At 33.3% G+C, this 20,035-nt stretch carries 17 protein-coding genes; all 17 read left to right on the forward strand.

Annotation, left to right across the window (positions count from 1 at the left end; translation table 11 throughout):
- Positions 1 to 75 precede the first annotated feature (75 nt).
- The 17 genes from RT084_RS06505 (at position 76) to RT084_RS06585 (ending at position 20,033) form a co-directional block, all read left to right on the forward strand.
- Complete coding sequence (locus RT084_RS06505) at positions 76 to 2,244, forward strand: polysaccharide biosynthesis tyrosine autokinase (protein WP_313098398.1); 2,169 nt, start codon at positions 76 to 78, stop codon at positions 2,242 to 2,244.
- Positions 2,245 to 2,298: 54 nt separating this feature from the next.
- Entirely contained in the window at positions 2,299 to 4,242 is a 1,944-nt protein-coding gene (locus RT084_RS06510; protein WP_313098403.1) for a polysaccharide biosynthesis protein, read from the forward strand.
- Between the two features lie 221 nt (positions 4,243 to 4,463).
- Positions 4,464 to 5,984 (forward strand): lipopolysaccharide biosynthesis protein, encoded by a 1,521-nt coding sequence (locus RT084_RS06515; RefSeq protein WP_099834074.1) that lies wholly within the window; start codon positions 4,464 to 4,466, stop codon positions 5,982 to 5,984.
- 17 nt (positions 5,985 to 6,001) lie between these two features.
- The gene (locus tag RT084_RS06520; protein WP_313098411.1) at positions 6,002 to 6,997 is read left to right on the forward strand and encodes a glycosyltransferase; all 996 of its coding nucleotides are present in this window, start codon (positions 6,002 to 6,004) and stop codon (positions 6,995 to 6,997) included.
- A 107-nt stretch (positions 6,998 to 7,104) separates the two neighbouring features.
- Positions 7,105 to 8,130 carry a glycosyltransferase family 2 protein gene (locus RT084_RS06525; RefSeq protein WP_313098415.1) on the forward strand — a complete coding sequence of 342 codons (1,026 nt, stop codon included), beginning with the start codon at positions 7,105 to 7,107 and terminating at the stop codon, positions 8,128 to 8,130.
- Positions 8,127 to 9,119: a glycosyltransferase family 2 protein gene (locus RT084_RS06530; protein WP_313098418.1), complete on the forward strand. Its 993-nt coding sequence runs from the start codon at positions 8,127 to 8,129 to the stop codon at positions 9,117 to 9,119. Before RT084_RS06525 ends, RT084_RS06530 begins: the two co-directional genes overlap by 4 nt.
- 1 nt (position 9,120) lies before the next feature.
- Positions 9,121 to 10,170 carry a polysaccharide pyruvyl transferase family protein gene (locus tag RT084_RS06535; RefSeq protein ID WP_313098421.1) on the forward strand — a complete coding sequence of 350 codons (1,050 nt, stop codon included), beginning with the start codon at positions 9,121 to 9,123 and terminating at the stop codon, positions 10,168 to 10,170.
- Positions 10,171 to 11,250, forward strand: a complete 1,080-nt coding sequence (locus tag RT084_RS06540) for a glycosyltransferase (RefSeq protein ID WP_313098425.1) — start codon at positions 10,171 to 10,173, stop codon at positions 11,248 to 11,250. It begins immediately after the preceding gene.
- Positions 11,251 to 11,263: 13 nt separating this feature from the next.
- Complete coding sequence (locus RT084_RS06545; RefSeq protein ID WP_313098428.1) at positions 11,264 to 12,475, forward strand: glycosyltransferase family 2 protein; 1,212 nt, start codon at positions 11,264 to 11,266, stop codon at positions 12,473 to 12,475.
- A gap of 41 nt (positions 12,476 to 12,516) precedes the next feature.
- Complete coding sequence (locus RT084_RS06550) at positions 12,517 to 13,626, forward strand: EpsG family protein (protein ID WP_099834066.1); 1,110 nt, start codon at positions 12,517 to 12,519, stop codon at positions 13,624 to 13,626.
- The gene (locus tag RT084_RS06555; RefSeq protein WP_099834065.1) at positions 13,616 to 14,461 is read left to right on the forward strand and encodes a glycosyltransferase family 2 protein; all 846 of its coding nucleotides are present in this window, start codon (positions 13,616 to 13,618) and stop codon (positions 14,459 to 14,461) included. The genes RT084_RS06550 and RT084_RS06555 overlap by 11 nt, the downstream gene beginning before the upstream one ends.
- Positions 14,448 to 15,590 (forward strand): glycosyltransferase family 4 protein, encoded by a 1,143-nt coding sequence (locus RT084_RS06560; protein ID WP_099834064.1) that lies wholly within the window; start codon positions 14,448 to 14,450, stop codon positions 15,588 to 15,590. Before RT084_RS06555 ends, RT084_RS06560 begins: the two co-directional genes overlap by 14 nt.
- The gene (locus RT084_RS06565) at positions 15,591 to 16,184 is read left to right on the forward strand and encodes a sugar transferase (protein ID WP_313098437.1); all 594 of its coding nucleotides are present in this window, start codon (positions 15,591 to 15,593) and stop codon (positions 16,182 to 16,184) included. It begins immediately after the preceding gene.
- Positions 16,184 to 17,188, forward strand: a complete 1,005-nt coding sequence (locus tag RT084_RS06570) for a glycosyltransferase family 2 protein (RefSeq protein ID WP_313098440.1) — start codon at positions 16,184 to 16,186, stop codon at positions 17,186 to 17,188. Before RT084_RS06565 ends, RT084_RS06570 begins: the two co-directional genes overlap by 1 nt.
- Before the next feature lie 6 nt (positions 17,189 to 17,194).
- Positions 17,195 to 18,163, forward strand: a complete 969-nt coding sequence (locus RT084_RS06575) for an ATP-grasp domain-containing protein (protein ID WP_313098443.1) — start codon at positions 17,195 to 17,197, stop codon at positions 18,161 to 18,163.
- On the forward strand, positions 18,147 to 18,818 hold the full coding sequence (locus RT084_RS06580) for an HAD family hydrolase (protein WP_312385659.1): 672 nt from the start codon (positions 18,147 to 18,149) through the stop codon (positions 18,816 to 18,818). The genes RT084_RS06575 and RT084_RS06580 overlap by 17 nt, the downstream gene beginning before the upstream one ends.
- Positions 18,819 to 20,033: a DegT/DnrJ/EryC1/StrS family aminotransferase gene (locus RT084_RS06585; protein WP_313098448.1), complete on the forward strand. Its 1,215-nt coding sequence runs from the start codon at positions 18,819 to 18,821 to the stop codon at positions 20,031 to 20,033.
- Positions 20,034 to 20,035 lie beyond the last annotated feature (2 nt).

The raw sequence follows: 20,035 nt of genomic DNA on the forward strand, positions 1-20,035 counted from the left end.
AATTATAAGAAAGATTTATTTATTCTGTAACAATTAAAATGTATTTTATCGTAGTTTAGAATCAAGTGAGTGAGCATGGATCAGAAAGTAAATGATGATGAAATTGATTTAAGAGCGTTAATCGCAACTTTGTTAAATCATTGGAAATTAATTTTATCAATGCTGTTACTTGGTTTATTAGGCGGTATTTACTATGCCCAATCGGCAACGCCAATTTATAAAACCAACTCATTGATTCAAGTTGATAAAAAATCTACAGGCGTTTCTGCTTTAGGTGAGGATGTTGCCGGTCTTCTAAACGCTCAAGATGGCTCCGCCCAAACAGAAGTAGAAATCATCAATTCTCGTATGATTTTATGGCCTGTCATTAATCAATTACATTTGGATTTAAATGTCAATCAAGTAAAAGACAGTTTTTTAGACAAATTACTGATTAAGAAAAATGTCTTAGTTAGTCATACAGACAATGGGGTGGGTAATTTAAAGGTTGGATTGTGGATAGCTGAATTTAATGTCCCTTTGGCTTATCAGAACAAAATTTTCACTTTAACTGCCATAGACAGCCAAAATTTTAAACTGATCTCTCCTGATGGCACAGAGTTTACCGGTAAAGTTGCAACGGCATCGCGGTTTAAAACCAGTGCGGGTAATATTGATATTCAAGTCACCTCATTAGCCTCGGGTTATTCTTATAACTTGAGTAAACTTACACCGGCTAAGGCGATAGATAGCCTTAGAGCAAATCTTGCGGTGGCTGAAAAAGGTAAACAAACAGGCATTTTGGACGCTTCACTTACAGGTGCTAATCAAGATGAAATCACCCATACATTAACGCGCATCGTTAAAATGTATGAAATGCAAAATCTTGATAAAAGTAGCGCAGAAACGACCAAAACCCTGGCATTTATGCAAGAGCAACTGCCTAAATTAAAAACAAAGCTTGCCGAAGCGGAAGCAAAATTTAATAATTTCCGTGAGCAAAATGCGACAGTTGATATTGATAAAGAAGCGGAATTGGCTGTCACACAAAGAGCGACCATTGAAACCAACCTGCGTGAGCTTGAGCTAAAACGAGCCGAATTATCCGAGCGTTATACGGATGAATATCCAGTATTAAAGCAATTAAATATGCAAATACAAGAGCTAAAAGACAAAGAAGATGCTCTTAAACAAAATATTACCCGTATTCCAGAGGTTCAACGTCAGTTTTTAGAATTATCGAGTGATGTTAAGATTAGCAATGAAATTTATTTAAATATGCTCAAAAATTATGAGCAGCTTCAAATTGTAAAATCAGGTCAATTAGGTAATGTAAGAATTATTGATTTACCCATTAACACTTATGTACCAATTGCCCCTAAAAAGGCACAAATTGTCCTAATTGCAACACTCTTAGGCTTGATGTTAGGCATCGGATTAGCCTTCTTAAAATCATTATTGTTTGCGGGCGTGAAAAATTTAGAAGAATTAGAGAACAATACGGATATTCCGGTTATTGGTGTCATTCCTCATTCATCGCGTTTAACACGACAATTAAAGAACAAGGCTAGAAAGTTTCCATTAGTTGAGCAAATTGAACCTGAGGGAGTTGTCAGTGAAGGTTTTAAATCACTCAGAACTCATCTGATATTCAATGCTAAAAAAACTGATTGTGATATTTTATTAATTACGGGCGCGGGACCTGATATTGGTAAATCATTTATCTCTGCCAATCTTGCGGTCGCTATGGCTATGGCAAATAAGAAAGTCTTGTTAATAGACGCAGATGCAAGGTTAGGTCATCTGCAAGATAGATTTAATTTACCAAATATTAATGGATTGGTTGATTATTTGGTTGATGATACGATTGATGCGGCTAATAGCAGCTATATGATTCAAACCACGCTATATGAAAATCTGCATTTTATACCCAGAGGCAAAGGGCATAGCCACGCTTCAGAATTGTTCTTAAATGGAAAAATGGAAGCATTACTCAATTTTTATCGACAATTCTATGATTATATTATTATTGATACTTCTCCAGTATTGGGCACTTCAGATACGTTATCCATAGGACAGTTAGTTGATTCAGTCTTATTCGTCACTCGTTATGACGTTTCCAGTGTTCGACAAGTTAATTATGCGATTGAAAGATTAAACAAGTCCAACGTGAATGTTGAAGGTATTATCTTTAATGATGCTAAGCAGTCTCTAATCGGGGCGTACAATTATCATTATGGTTATGATTATAAATCAAAAAACTAGACATGAAAAATCTTCCAATTGAATTTAATATACATGACCCTTTGAGATATCAAAATGAAGAATAGAGTAAGTAACTCTAATCAGTCAATAATTTTTAAAATTTTGTCTAATGCGATAGAGCAACCTAGATGGATTAAAATAATTGGCTTAATCTTATTAGATTTAGTTGCATCTATATTTACTTTACTCATAGCAATTGCCCTACGGTATGGAGATTTTGAACCGCATGTCAACCCAATAACTGTCGTATTGTTTGCATCGTTACCTATTGTAATATTAGCTTTAACGCATTTTTACAGTAACGTACTACGTGTTTTCCAAGACCAAAGTATGCGTGTCGTGCTGACTGTTTTGTTGGTTTGTATGTTAGTAGGGCAAATCCTGATATATTCTGATGAATTGCCTGACATACCTAGAGCAGCCCCTGCAATTCATGTATTTTTGCTATATATGTGGCTATGGATTAGTCGAATTATTATACAATTTTTAGTTAATAACATACTCTACGAGACTAAACATCCTAAGGAAACTCAAAATGTTTTAGTCTATGGCGTGGGTAATATCACCAAAGATTTACTTCACGTGCTACAACAATCAAGGAAATATCAGATTGTAGCTATTATTGATGAGCGAAAAACATTAGAGGGTTCCCGAATACTTGGAGTAAAGGTTTATCCCAGAGAGAAACTACGCGAACTCATAAAAAATCTTGAGATTAAGCATTTATTTTTGGCATTGCCTAATGACTTAAAACCTCTTAAAGATAATATCATCCATAGTCTTGAGGATATGTCAGTCCAGATTAGCCAAATTCCAAGTCTAGATGATATTACTAGCGGTAAGTTGCAATTATCAGATATAAAGCCAGTAGATGTTCTGGATGTATTGCAGCGTGAGACAGTAGCCCCTAATCAACAATTATTACAAAAAGATATTAGTGGTAAAGTAGTAATGGTGACGGGTGCAGGTGGGTCAATAGGCAGTGAACTATGTCGTCAAATTATTAAACAGCAGCCCAAAGAGCTAATATTATTTGAAGTATCTGAATTTGCCTTATACTGTATCCAACAAGAATTGATAAAGGTAATTGAAAGTCAATCAGGCGTAAACATTGCTTTGCATGCACATTTAGGTAGTGTTACGAACCAAAGGTTACTTGAAAATCTCTGTAAAAAGTATCAAGTGGAAACCATCTATCATGCAGCGGCCTATAAGCATGTGCCAATTGTAGAATCAAATCAGTACGAAGGTGCAGTTAATAACTTTATTGGTACATATCGAGCCCTGCAAGCCGCTATCAATACTCAAGTTCGTACCTTTGTGGCGATTTCCACTGACAAAGCGGTTCGACCTACCAATGTCATGGGCGCTACCAAACGCATGGCAGAGTTGGCTTGTCAAGCATTAGCAGCTAGTCAAACGACTACGACTATCAGTATGGTACGATTTGGCAATGTATTAGGATCCTCTGGTTCGGTCGTGCCTTTATTTAACCGACAGTTAGCGGCAGGGGGTCCTCTCACTGTAACTCACCCTGATGTAACTCGCTATTTTATGACTATTCCTGAAGCTGCTCAGCTTGTAATTCAGGCAGGCGCAATGGCTGAAGGGGGCGAAGTGTTTGTCCTAGACATGGGTGAGTCGGTTAAAATCGTAGATTTAGCAAAGCGTATGATACGCCTGAGTGGTCATGTGGTTAAAGGAGAGGATACTGACCCTAATGAAGGTATTGCTATTGAATTTGTTGGATTACGCCCTGGTGAAAAATTGTATGAAGAGCTTATTATCGGTGGTGATAACATCAGTCAGACTGATCACCCATTGATTAGACAAGCTCGTGAACACTGTTTTGATAGAGCAACGATAGAGCAATTTTTAACAGAGGTTACTAACCAGTATAAAACTACCCAAGATATTGATTGGTTAAAATTACAATTTGAAAAATATGTTGAGGGTTATAGCCAACGGCAACAGCTCAATAAAAAAGTTATGGTGTAACTCATGTCTTCAAATCGCACCATTTTTTCTAACGCCTTGATTCTTTATCTATAGATTGACGATAGTCTAAAACTATAAATATAAATCAATAAATTCGCTTGCTTGAAGGAGTAATGTAATTGAAATCAAACGGAAATGAAAAATTATACCATGACAGTAAAAAAATAATTGTTAAGTTAGTCATTATATATTTTTTCTAATTATTAAAGCTTTAAGAATCTATGTCTAACAAAAAAATATTAAGCAATACTATCGCCTTATATTTTCGGCTTCTGATTACATTGTTTGTAAGTTTATTCACTACACGCATTGTGTTGAAAAATTTAGGGGTAGAGGATTATGGTCTATATGGCACTGTTGGCAGTCTCATTGCTTTAATTGCATTTTTACAAAATGCATTAACAGGCGCAACTAATCGTTTTTTCAATATTGAAATGATTAGTCGGGATTTACCTAATATTCGTAAGTTATTTCATACTTCTTTTGCAATACACTTAGGAATTGCAATAACTATTTGTTTATTCCTAGAAATACTAGGTAAGTTTTTACTTAAATATTATATTCATATTCCTAACGAAAAATTTGCAATCGCAAATGATGTCTTCAACTTATCGGTGGTTTCTCTATTTATTATAATTGTTACAATTCCTTTTGAAGCCTTACTTATTGCAAAAGAAAATTTTAAAGCTTATGCATTTATTTCTATATTTGAAAGTTTAACGAAACTGGTGATAGCTTATTTATTAATATTAACTAGTGAAAATAGGTTGATTTATTATGCCTCTGCATTATTAGTTAGCACTGTATTAAGTCGTTTAATATATATTTCTATAACTAAAAATTTATATAAAGAAGTAAGCCTAACAGCAGGAATCGATAAAAATTTTTTAAAACAGATATCAAGTTTCATTGGTTGGGACTTGTATGGCAATTTTGCTGTCATTTTAAGAGACCATGGCACAACGCTTATCATGAATAACTTTTTTGGATTGCTAATGGTAGCTAGTATGCAAATTGGAAATCAAATTATGGCAGCAGTAGGAAGTTTTGCTAATAACATTTCACTAGCTATTAAGCCGCAAATGATGCAAAGTTATGCAGTAAATGATAGTTATAGAATGAATAAATTAATTAATTATTCTTCAAGTTTTTCTTATTACCTATTACTGATTTTATGCGTCCCAGTTATTGTGAATATAGATTATATCTTAAAGTTGTGGTTATCTACACCGCCTAAATATGCTAAGGTTATTACGATTTTCATTTTATGTAATTTCATGATTACTGTTATATTTAATCCGTTAATAAGTTTAATACATGCTACTGGTAATATAAAGTCAATAAGTCTAATTACCGGTAGTATTATCTTACTGACACTTCCTATAATTTATCTAACTTTTAAAGCGGGGTATCCTTATTATTGGGCTTATATTATTTTAATTATGGTTAATATACTAGTAAGTTTAGCAAACTTATTGATAGCAGCAAAGCAGGTTAATACATTTAATATTTATAACTTTCTTAGTGCAGTAGTATTAAAATTAGTTACAGTAACGCTTGTCGTAGGGTCAGTGCTATACCCATTTATTTACGTATTTAAGGCTAATAATTTCTTAGAATTCGTTCTACTTAGTTTTGGGCAAGTTATCATAATATTGTCTTTTATATATATTTTGGGTATTACAAAATCAGAGAAGAAAATATTAATAAATTATTTCAATAGTAGACTCCCTAAAAAATAACTCATAGAGTATTCCTTATGGTTACAAAAATTTTATCTATCATCATTCCTGTATATAAAGTTGAAATCTTTATTAAAGAATGTATTGAAAGTATAACATCACAAATAACTGATGAGATTGAAGTAATTATTATTGATGATGGTACGCCAGATAACTCAATTGATATTATTAGGCAATGTTTAGAAGCATTACCGGCAAATTTAGCAGGTTGTTTCAAAATAATTCATCAAAAAAATCAAGGTCAAAGTGTTGCTAGGAATGTTGGACTAGATATTGCTAGTGGCGAGTATATTGCTTTTTTAGATGCTGACGATCGATTATCTGTAAATTATTTCAGAAGTTTCTTAGAAATTATCAGTCAACATAAAGTTGATGTAGTATGTCTCGAGGCTCAGCGTTTTATGCAGATTCCAGGAGATACTAATCATACGATTAGCATAAGTGAACATGAAGGTTATTTTAAAAATAATAAATTAATACAAAAAGAGATTTTTAATAATCATAATTGGTATTCTTGGCTGTACATATTTAAGAGAAAATTATTTTTAAATCAGCGATTTATTCCTAATATTTATTTTGAAGACATTATATTCATGACTGATCTAATTATTAATGCTAGAAATCTCTATATATCTAAAACTATATTTTATTATTACCGTACGAATAATGATAGTAGCTTGAGATCATTAGAAATTAGTAATGTAAAAAAACAACTAGCAAGTTACGAATTCGTAATCAAATATTCATATCAAAAAATACTAGATAATGATTTATATTCAATAACTTACGTTAATTGCTTCGCTGACTATGTGAGTAGTAGTATTATTAAATTTAAGTTAAAACATTTTGAATTAATTAGAACTTATATATCATTAAAAGATAAAGACAATAGAGTTAATGTGGACTTGGTTAAATTATCTGGCTATCGGAAGTTCTACAATCATGGATTAATATTTATTGAGTGGGTTTGGTTAAACCATCTACTCAATAAAATCAAAGTAAAAAAATTATAAAATGACTATATTTAAATCCAAGCAGTTTAGTAATTTTTATATAGTTAATGTTTTACAAAAAGTAAATTTCAAAGTTTAATTTTTCCCGAATATATATCGAAATATTTATGAATATGTTTGAACAGAGCAAAATAAATGAAATAAAATTTTCAGTCATTATTCCATGTTATAATTGCGAAAGCTTTCTAATCGACTGTTTAGATAGTATTTTTCAGAATGAGTTATCCAACGATATTTTTTTCGAAGTTATACTGATTAATGATGGCTCAACTGATAATTCTTTAGATATTATGAAAGAGTACCAAAATAAAAAAAATAATATTACTATTCACGACCAAGCCAATCATGGGGTTTCGACTGCAAGAAACAAGGGTATTAGTCTCGCTAAAGGTCAATATATTTGTTTTATAGATGCAGATGACTGGATTGAAAAAGATTACTTTGAATCACTTAAATCTTGTTTAAATAATCTACCAGATATTATTGAATTTGGCTATTTTACCGACAAAAATGATGAATCAATACCTTCCAAAAATAATAGAAACCTTGGTAATCGTGAAAAGATAGAAGCGTTTTTGGTTACCACATCACAGCAGGAAGGCTTTTGGTTCTGTTATACAAGAGCTTTTCGTAGAGAGTTTTTAATAAATAATAATCTACAGTTTAACAAATCTGTCAAGTTAGGCGAGGATGGGTTATTTATACTTGAAAGTTTTAATCTTGCAAAAAAAATCGTGAATATTCGAAAACATCTTTATCATATTCGCATTAATAACCAATCTGTTACTCAAATTAAATTCAAACCTAACTTATTAAATCAAATAGAAAATCAATTTGCCATTAGAAAAAACATTCATCTATCAAATATTGATAAAAAATTGATAAATAAAGATTTAGCTAATTATTATGTTAATCATAGCTTAATGTTGTTGTTAAATAATGCCGCGAATAATCCAGAAAAATCTTTTTTTAAAAAGGAAATTTCTCTGATTAGAGACTCAAAAATTTATAAAGACCTATTTAGTTATTATAGTTATGACTGGTCTTCACCTAAAAGAAGCTTAATTGTCAAGCTTTTTGAAAAAAGACAATTTTTAATTCTAGAAAAAGTTTTGAGGTTAATATACTCGTGAAGATATCAGTAATCCTACCTGTGTACAATGTAGAAAAATACATTGCGAAGTCTATCCAATCGGTTTTGAATCAAACACATACTGACTTTGAGCTTATTGTCGTCATCGATGGTTCAAAAGATAACAGCGAGGCTATCGCTAAAGAATTTGAGACAACTGATAAAAGGGTAAAAGTTTATACCAAGCCCAATGGCGGATTATCCGATGCCAGAAATTACGGACTTAATATTGCGACAGGCGATTTCATCTACTTTTTAGACTCGGATGATTGGATAGAACCCAATTTACTTGAAGATAATTTAAAAATTTTAGAAGATAAACAAGTAGATTTTGTCGTCTTTGGTTTTTACCAAGACAATGTAGATCTGCATGAACAATTAGTTGAGGCAATCCCGCATATTCCTGAAACTCCAGATTGGATAAACGGTGAAGCTATCTATTTTACACCCTATATGCTTAATATCTTGGGTTATGCTTGGAATAAACTCTATCGAAAACAGTACTTAGACAAACATCAAATCACCTTTACCAAGGGTGTGTCATTGGTAGAGGACATATTATTTAATGCCAAAGTCTATCAATATGCTGACAAAATAGTATTTAATCCAAAACCTTATGTGCATTATATACAACGCCCAGTTGTGACATTGACCAAGCAATTTCATGAACAAAGTTTTGAGTGGGTCAAACTAAAGCACGAAGGATTACAAGAGTTTTTAAATGCTTGGTCATTTGATAATAAGCAAGAAATTTTAGCAAGTAACCTTATTGGTGGGCTGCGTTATTGTGTGTTGAACTTATTCCATTATAAAAATCAATTTAACTTTAATCAAAAAATCAAGTACATAGAAAATATGTTAAACGATGAAGATTTGATTAGTTATACCCAATTTTATAATCCCAAAACAAAAAACGATAAAATTTACTATCAACTAATCAAAATGCGTGCCAAATACCCCATTGCGGCATTGGCACAAATCAGAGGTTAAGATGAACTTAAAACAATATATTCCTTTTGACGTCAAATATAAATTGCATTTTTATAAAGCCAAGTTTAGCAAGGCTCAATTTTTTGAGGATGCGAATTTAACTAACCATCAGAAAAAGGCTTTTTTATTCTTAGCGGCTGATTATGGTAACCTTGGTGATGTGGCAATTACATATGCACAAACCAAGTTTTTGGAAGACCAAGGCTATCAAGTGATAGAAATACCTATTAGCAAGACTGCTGAGGGTATTTGGTGGGTAAAAAAATACATTCAGCCTAATGATATTGTCACACTTATTGGTGGTGGTAATATGGGTGATTTGTATGAGCAGATTGAGACATTACGTCAGTTAGTTATTAAGCAATTTCCAAAGCAAAAAATTATCTCTTTTCCTCAGACTTTTGATTTCTCCGAATCACAGTACGGGCAAAAACGGCTTAGCAAAGCTAAAAATACCTATCAAAATCATAATAAATTGACATTGGTTGCACGAGAGCAAGTATCTTTTGAATTGATGAAAGCGAATTTCCTACAAAATAATATTATCCAAACACCCGATATCGTATTGACCTTAAAAGATGTGATCACCCAATCACATAGGCGAGGTGCTGTTATTTGCCTAAGGGATGATAAGGAAAAATCAATCGATAACACTACCTCTCAAAAAATCATTGATGGCTTAAAGCAATACTATAACCAAGATATTTGCTATCGTGACACGCATATCAATGAAAATAATTTAAGCATTGAAGCTAGAAAAAAGGCGCTAAATGATATTTGGCAAGACTTTGGGAAGGCAGAAATCGTGGTGACTGATAGACTACATGGGATGATTTTTGCTTATATTACTCAAACCCCTTGTATCGTACTTACCAATAACAATCATAAAATCAAAGGGACTTATCAATGGATTGAGGGTTGCGGATATATTAAATTCTTGCCAGCGTTTGAAGAGGAAAGATTTATGCAGTATTTAACTGAGTTGCAATCGATACAGCCGAAATTGCTAAATCTAAATTCTTTTTATGAGCCTTTAATCAAGGAACTATAGATGAAACGTATCCTTCACGTCATTGGTAAAATGGACAGAGCAGGGGCTGAGACCATGCTCATGAATCTCTATCGAAGTATCGATCGCTCGAAATTCCAATTTGATTTTGTCACTTTCACGACTGACAAAGGCGATTATGATGATGAAATCATTGCACTAGGTGGGCAAATTATTCCTATTGTGGCTAAAGACTCAGTTGGGAGAATGGTAGAGCTCTATCGTTTTTTAAAGATTCATCCAGAATATAAAATCGTGCATTCTCATGTATTACTCAACAATGCATTCCAACTGACAGCGGCATCACTTGCCGGTGTAAAAATGCGTATCTCGCATTCGCATAACACCAGTAACGGGGGCAAAGGCACGATACATTTTGCTTATGAAAAACTTGCCAAAAAAGCCATTAACCGCTTAGCTACCCATAAAATCGCCTGTGGTAACGAAGCTAAGACATATTTATATGGTGATGATGATAATGTCATCATTTTGCCTAATGCAGTTGATGTAAGAGCTATTCAAAATACAGTGAATGAAAGTAAAAAAAATCCACAATTTGATAGTAATGTAATCAACATTATTCAGGTTGCACGATTTATGCCTGTCAAAAACCACGCGTTTGTCTTAGATATTGCAGAAGCTTTGAAAGAGCAACAAGCCAAATTTAATATCCATCTCGTAGGTGATGGGCAGTTGCGTCATCAGATAGAAGATCAGGTAAAAAATAAAAAGTTAACCGAAAATATTAAATTTTGGGGTGTGAGAAAGGATGTCATCGAACTAATGGCGAATTCTGATTTAATGATATTACCATCGCTTCATGAGGGTTTTCCAGTGGTGTTAGTAGAGAGCCAGGCAGCAGGATTGCCTACTCTAGTTTCTAACACGGTTGCCAAAGAAGTAGATTTAGGTCTTGGTTTAGTTCAGTTCTTACCCATTGATAATGCAGAAATTTGGGCGGAAAAAGTAATGAATTTTGCTAAATTCAGTTTATCTGATGAGCAAATATTTAATACTTTATCCCAGCAAGGTTTTGATATCTATCAAAATGCTATTGCGCTTCAACAACTATACGAAAGTTAGTGGAGGATAACCAATGACTCAACCTACTAATAACGCCAAAAAATTTGCTATTAGCAATGCTGTGGTGAGGAAACTAAAACTACCCAATAGTTTACTGGATAATCAGTTGTTTGCTAATGGTGTTTATGGGGCTTATTCAGGCTATCGGCATTCAAATTATTATTATCACCGTTATCTTAATAAAAAGGTATGCAAGGATGCGCAACCTTTAAATTTTAAACCTTATGAATTTAAAGAATCTCAGTTTGCTGGGTTTGATTTTGCGCCGACGATTGGTCTAAGTATTATTATTCCTGCTTATAATGTTGAAAAATTTATCGTACAGTGCTTAGATTCGGTAGTTAATGCGTTAGCCGGTTTTCAAGATTATGAAATTATCGTGGTTGAGGACTGCTCAACAGACCAAACTCATCAGATTTTAGAAGATATCCAGCACAATTATAAAAACTTGAAATTGCTAATCAACGATAAAAATTTAGGTGTATCTGCTTCTCGCAATATAGGGTTAAAAAATTGCCAAGGATTATATGTAACTTTTATTGACTCTGATGATATGTTAGCGTATGGCATACTGTCGCAAGCCATTGACTTAGCTGTCAAAAAAAATATCGATATTGTCGAATTTAACTTCACCCAGTTTTTTAGAGAGTCAGATGTCAATAAGTTTTTATCGACAGATTATAGTAAAGAAGGGCAGAATACTTTTTTGGAAATGACAAGTAACATTGATAATTATGCCAAGGGTTTTGCATGGGGTAAGATTTATCACCGGGCATTATTTGAGAAAGTTCGATTTCCAGAAGGTCTTTATTGGGAAGATGCAATTATTAGTAATATTATTTTACGTATAGCAAAGACTTATGCAATTTTAGACAAAGTTGGTTACTTATACCGGAGTAATCCTCACTCAATCTCTAATTCTTTAAGTAGAAGAAATCTAGGCTATGACCAACTCTATATTATTCAATATTCTCTTGAAATTGCTAAAAAAGTTAATCTGAATATGGATAGCAAGTTTTATAAACGTCTATTTTTAGAAGCGTCTGTATTTTTGAATAATAGGACAGGTTATTTGAATGATAGTGATTTAGACTATATGTTTACACAATTAGAACTAATTTTTGGAAATAACCAATTTAAGTCCCTATTATCTGCGCAAGAAAAGCGAATATTTGATGCTATGAGCAAACGTAATGTAGCCGCTTGGCGTGCTATCGCATTTTGATATTACTGTTGCATGTACTCTAAAAGAGAAATTTGAATTATATGCTAATTGACAATGAAAGTTATAAGTTTATTTTTAACTCTCTATATATATTTACAGCTTACATCACTATTTTGAGCGCACTCTCAATAGAAGTTAGACATGACCTGTTAGTACAAAATAAGCTAGCAAACTATTTGGTGATATTACCTTTACTAGGTTTGATCGTTATTACTGGCTTTAGAGCATATGATGTAGGAACAGATACTGGTAATTATTACGAATTTCTTTGGTTAGCTGATCAAAAGTTTAAATTTAGTGGTGAGTTTTTATTCCTCTTAATAAGTAAAATCCTTCATTACTATGATTTGTCTTATAGCTCCTTTCTTTTATTTATAGCTTTTTTATTTTTTGGTTTTATTTATAAAGCATCAAAACATTATAGTGAGTTATATCGTGCTAATATTTTAATGACCGTATTTTCGTTTATGTCTTTTTTCTTTTTTTCAAACATGAGTATAAATATAATAAGGCAAGGTTTATCCTTAGCTATTTTACTGTATGCTTTAACCCTATTGCTTCAAAAAGATAATAAGCTAAAAATTGCGATATATTGCTTAATTGCTTTGGCTTGTCATACCACTTCTGTCATTCCTGTGCTATTAATCTTGGTGTCATATTATTTATCTTCAAAAAGTGAAAAATTAATTTATTTTCTTGTGCTATTATATTTTTTAATAGCAATTTTAGCGTTTTTTAATATTGGTCTACTAAATATTTCACCACTTTTGCTGCAAGTATTGGGAAATGAGGGTCGATCTAGTTATATTACTTCAGATGCAGGTGATTATGTTGTAGGCTTTAAAGCGCAATTTTTTGCTTTTAATACTTTTTTTCTATGTATAGCTTTATATATTAGAAAACGTATAACAGAGAACTCCTTAAAAAACCAATATAATGTCATCTTAATCTACTATATTATGGCAAGTTGGTTACTATTTTTGGCATTCCAAATACCGTTTTCTGATAGATGGGGCTTATTTTCTTGGGTTATTGTACCGTTTTTGATTACACCATTATTTTATTCGCCATATTTAAAAGGTAGAATTAGAATTCACTATGTTTTAATGCTCATTTTAATTTATATAGGGTTTAAATTTTATGCAGGATAACAAAGATTTTATCAGTGTTGGTATCCCTTTTTTTAATGCTGAAAAGTTCTTACCAAAGGCTATTGAATCCGTTATTAATCAGTCTCATCAAAATTGGGAATTATTATTAGTGGATGATGGTTCTAATGACGGCTCGCTTGAAATAGCTAGAAGGTTTGAGCGACAAGATAATAGAATCAAAGTTTTTTATGATGGCAAAAATAAAGGCTTAGCTGCCAGACTTAATGAATTAAGTAAGTTATCTAGTGGTGATTATATTGCAAGAATGGATGCAGATGATATTATGCATCCTAAAAGAATAGATCGACAGTTAGAGATTTTAGTATCGAATCCACATATAGACGTTTTAGGAACAAATGTCTATACCATAGATGAAAATAACTTAGTATTTGGTAGAAGATTCAATAAAACTGAAGGGTTGCAAAAGGTTGAGCATTTTATTCATCCTACGATTATGGCAAAGAAACAATGGTTCTTGGACAATCCATATGACGAGAAGGCGATTCGGATTGAAGATACAGAGCTATGGTATAGGGCTAAACATCATAGTGATTTTATGATACTCAATGAGCCTTTACTTTTTTATAGAGAATTTGGTAATAATTATTTCAAGAAATATTTTCTAGCTAATAGTAGTGAAAGCCATATTTTAAACAAATATCCTAAAGATAAATTTTGGGAAGATTTTTTCCGTTTAAATAAAATAAAGGGTAGCATATATTGGTTTCTTAATATTATAGGTAAAGAACAGATTTTAATAAATAAAAGAAGTGAAGAAGTCTTTGACAATAAAATTGCGCTTGAAAAATGGTTAGAAGTTTATGAGTCAAAATAGAAAAATTATTATTGTTGGTACCGTTGCCTCTAGCCTTTACATATTCCGTAAGGACTTAATCCTTTCCTTAATCGATAAAGAGTTTATTGTCTATGCTTTTACCTCTGATAATGACCCAAAAGAATTAGATAAAATTGCAAAATTAGGCGCAATCCCAAGTCATTATCAATTGAGTAGGGGCGGACTAAACCCTTATGAAGATATATCAAACACTATCAAACTATACCAGCAAATAAAAAACATTCAGCCCGATATTGTATTTAGCTATTTTATCAAACCTGTCATTTACGGTACATTAGCTGCCAAAATGGCAAAAGTACCTAAAAAGGTCGCTATGATAGAAGGATTGGGTTCTGCATTTACTGAATATCAGGGTGGATCTTCAATTAAAATGCAAATGGTGCGAAAAGTTCAAATAAGTTTATTTAAACTTGCATTACCATTAGCAGATAAAGTGATTTTTCTAAACCCAGATGACCCAAAAGACTTATTGATTAAAAATAAAATCAAAAATGTAAATTGTACTGTGCTTGGGGGTATTGGTTTAAATTTAAAGGATTACGAATTTACTCAAATTGATTTACAACAGCCCATTAAATTTATTTTTATTGCGAGGCTTTTAAAAGAGAAAGGTATTTTTGAATTTGTAGAAGCTGCAAAAATCGTAAAACAAAAATATCCTCAAACCATTTTTACTGTATTGGGCAGCATTGACACCCAGTCTTTAGGCGCAATGAAACAACATCAACTTGATGAGCTAATTGCTTCAAATCTAATCGAATACCCCGGGCATGTGAACAATGTTAATGAATGGATAGCCAAAAGTCATGTTTTTGTTCTACCTTCCTTTTACCGAGAAGGTGTGCCACGCAGTACCCAAGAGGCGATGGCAGTAGGGCGAGCAGTGATCACGACTGATGTGCCAGGTTGCCGAGAGACAGTGGTGGATGGAGTGAATGGCTTTCTTGTCCCGAAATGGAATCCCCAAGCCTTAGCCGAAAAAATGATTTATTTGATTGAAAATCCTAAAAAAATCGTCGAAATGGGTCAGGAAAGCTATAAAATAGCCCAAGAAAAATTTGATGCTCGTAAGGTCAATGAGCGACTACTAAAAATTTTAGGAATATAAATGCTAAAACGTGCCTTTGATATTGCTGCTTCTGCCTCTGCCCTAGTGATACTATCGCCAGTACTCGCTATTACGGCGTATAAAGTGAAAAAAAATCTAGGTTCACCTGTGCTATTTCGTCAAACTCGTCCGGGTTTACATGGCAAGCCATTTGAGATGGTTAAGTTTCGCACCATGAAAAATGCGACTGATAAAGAAGGTAACGCGCTGCCAGATAGCGAACGCTTGACAGAATTTGGTAAAAAACTGCGTGCCAGTAGCCTTGATGAGTTGCCAGAGCTCTGGAATGTGCTCAAAGGAGATATGAGTTTGGTTGGTCCTAGACCTTTACTCATGGAATATTTACCTTTATATAGCGCTGAACAAGCCAAGCGTCATAACGTGCGTCCAGGGGTGACAGGTTATGCCCAGGTTAATGGTCGTAATAGTTTGGGTTGGGAAGAGAAGTTTAAGCTTGATACCTGGTATGTCGAACATCAGTCGTTCTTGTTAGATATCAAAATTTTATTGAAGACCGTTGAGAAAGTAATAAAAAAAGATGATATTAATAGTCCAACTGATGCAACAATGGAAAAATTCGAAGGATCTAAATAATGCGAACTGATGAGATTTTATTATCAATTATTATCCCAGTTTATAATGTTGAAAATTACCTAACATTTTGTGTGGATTCAATTTTCAAACAAGGCTTAGATACGAGCCAGTTTGAAGTCTTATTGATAGATGATGGCTCAAAAGATAATTCATATCAAGTATGTTTGGATTTACAGGAAAAGTATCCCAATATTCGATTGTTTAGACAGGAAAACTCAGGACAAAGTGTTGCTCGAAACAGAGGAATTGATGAGGCTAAAGGAGTCTATATTCATTTTGTTGATTCAGACGATTATTTATTATTAGGCGGGATTGGCAAAATATTGAAATTGGCGGTTGAAAGAGAATGTGACTTTGTTGGATTTGGGACTGAATCCGTTAGAGATAGAAAAGAACAAAGATGTGATGAAAATTTGAATATTATTTTAAAAGGTAATGGTTTATACCTTTTAGCAAATTGTCAATATTATAATGGTCCTTGTTGGTATCTTTATAAAAAAGAAAAATTCTCAAATTTTTACTTTATTCCAAATAGACTCTGTGAGGATGGTCTATTTACTACTCAGCTAATTAGCTCAGTAGAAAATGGGATAATTGTTGAAAATGTAATTTATCAATATGTTGAAAACCCCAACTCGACAGTTAACACTAAAAATAGACAAAGACAAGTAAAATTGCGTGATGATATGTTTTTAGCCGCCCAAGATTTTAATAAGTTAATAAAACAACTAGATAAAAATGATGACAATTACACCTTGGCTTATAAAAGATTAAAAAATCGTCAAGAAAATTATATGTTTCTTGCATTAGTGCGCTCACTTCGAACACAGGAGAGTTTAAAGAGTTTGTCTAATAAGCTTGATAACGCCTCTGAAGCATATCCTATAAAAAATTTTGATGGCTACAATAGCAAGCTTAATAAAGTGCTTATTACCATATTTAATCATAAATTCCTCTTTTACCCAGTACAATTTGTTAATAATCAATTGAAAATTATTAAGTGAACTTAAATGGACAATATTTTAATCACATCGGCAGGTCAACGAGTTTCTTTGGTCAAGTCATTTCAAAGGGAACTAAAAAAAATCAGACCCGATGCCAAGGTATTTACCGCCGACTTAAACCCTGTCCTTGCCCCTGCTTGTCATATCTCCGATGGTTATTTTAAAGTACCACGAGTCACAGCCGAAAACTATATTGATGAAATAATAAAGATTTGTGAAGAAAACAATATTAAACTTATTATTCCGACTATAGACACCGAACTTTTAATGCTAAGCAAAAATACAGAAAAATTTAAATCGCATAATATTACTGCTCTCGTTAGTAACCATGAACTGATTCAGAAATGTAGAAATAAACGATTAACCAATCAATTGTTTCAAGACCATAATATTGCAGTGCCGAAGCAATATACGCTTAATAATTTGGAGTTTCCTGTATTTGTAAAACCCTGTGATGGAAGTTTGAGTAAAGGAATCTTTATCGCAAATAGCCAGGACGATATTACACAAGAACATCGCCAAAATGAAAAGCTTATGTACATGGAGCTTATCTCAAACGATGAATTTGATGAATTCACGGTTGATTGTTACTATGATAAAAATTCAACTTTAAAATGTGTAGTGCCAAGGCAACGTCTTGTTGTAAGAGCAGGAGAGGTTAATAAAGCTGCTACTCGTAATAATATTATCGTAGAGCATTTTTTTAATAATATTGCTAAATTAAAGGGTGCGAGGGGTTGCTTGACTATTCAAGTATTTTTGCATAAAGAGCAGCCAATCATTAAAGGTATAGAAATAAATCCAAGATTCGGTGGTGGTTATCCGCTTACCTATTTATCTGGAGCAAATTATAGTAAGTGGGTATTAGAAGAATATTTATTTGATAAGGAGATTGAAGTCTATAAATCATGGGAGCAAGATTTATTAATGCTAAGGTATGACGCTGAGGTACTAGTGCATGACTTCAAAAAATAATGCAATAGTATTTGATTTGGATGATACCCTGTATCCAGAAATTGACTATCTTAAATCAGCCTATCAATTTATATCGGAAAAAATTGCACCAATTGATAAAACATTATATTCCTTAATGATTGAAAAGTATTTTAAAAATGAAAATGTTTTTGATTATGTTGAAAAAACATATAATGTTGATAAATCGCAACTTTTAAACTGGTATCGAACTCATTTTCCCCATCTTAAACTTTATCCACATGTGGAATGTTTTTTAAAAAATTTTAGAAATGATTTTAAATTTGCAATTATCACAGATGGTCGGTCAATAACCCAACGTAACAAAATTAAATCGCTTGGACTCGATTTATATATCGATACAATTATTATCTCAGAAGAGATAGGTAGCGAGAAACCCAGTCTAGCAAACTTTGACAAAGTTAAACAACTATTGAATTGTGAAAGTTATTGCTATATAGCTGACAATACTAAGAAAGATTTTGTTGCTCCAAATATGATGGGTTGGTTAACTATATGTTTAAATGACCAAGGTAATAATATACATAAACAAGATTTTTCCTTGCCTGATGAGTTTTTAGCTGATATTCGTGTTTCAAGTTGGCAAGAAATCGAAAATATCTTTTCAAAAAAGGTTAAATTAATAAGAGGTAAATAAATGTTAAACACCCAATTTTCCCCTTGGCCTAGCTTTACCCAAGAAGAAGCCGATGCCGTTTCACAGGTGCTATTGTCCAATAAAGTCAACTACTGGACGGGCACAGAATGTCGAGAGTTTGAAAAAGAATTTGCCGCATGGGCAGGGACAGACTACGCAGTGGCGCTGGCAAATGGTACATTAGCACTCGATGTTGCGTTACAAGCCATGGGTATTGGCGAGGGTGACGAAGTGATTGTCACGCCCCGTAGTTTTATCGCCAGTGTTTCAACGGTCGTCAATGCTGGTGCGATGCCGGTATTTGCAGATGTCGAAGCCGATACAGGTAATCTCTCAGCGCGTACCATTGCCCCACATATTACCGACAAGACCAAAGCCATCATTTGCGTTCATCTGGCTGGTTGGCCTTGCGATATGGATGAGATTATGGCACTTGCCAAGCAGCATAACTTATGGGTCATCGAAGACTGTGCCCAAGCGCATGGTGCCAAGTACAAAGGTAAACCAGTGGGTAGTATTGGTCACGTTGGTGCTTGGAGTTTTTGTCAAGATAAAATCATGACCACAGGCGGCGAAGGTGGCATGGTCACGACCAATGACAAAGCATTATGGCAAAAAATGTGGGAGTATAAAGACCACGGTAAAAACTACGATAGCATTTATCATAAACAACACCCACCGGGTTTTCGCTGGTTACATGACAGCTTTGGCACCAATTGGCGCATGATGGAAATGCAAGCGGTGATTGGTCGTATTCAGCTTAAAAAAATGGCTGAGTGGACCAACATTCGTACACAAAACGCCAAGATTTTGCGTGATGCTCTAACACAATTTTCAGGTTGGCAACAATTTTTACGCATACCAGATATAGCATTTCACCAAGTCATGGGTGGCGATTCTGTCCATGCGTATTATAAATACTATGTGTATGTGAGACCTGAAAACTTGCCAGAGAATATCAATCGAGATAGTATTTTAAATGCGCTTAATGAGAAAAAAATTCCTTGTTTCTCTGGCTCTTGTTCAGAAATTTATTTAGAAAAAGCATTTGACAATCATCCATCGCGTCCCAACGCGCGATTGACAGTTGCTAAAGAATTAGGAGAAACAAGCTTGATGTTTTTAATCCACCCGACATTGACAACAAATGAAATGCAAACGATTGCGACTACCACGGTTGATGTACTAACCACTCTATTCAATGCCAATACATAAAT

This window comes from Moraxella sp. CTOTU48717 (assembly GCF_032057165.1).
Lineage (GTDB): Bacteria > Pseudomonadota > Gammaproteobacteria > Pseudomonadales > Moraxellaceae > Faucicola > Faucicola tetraodonis.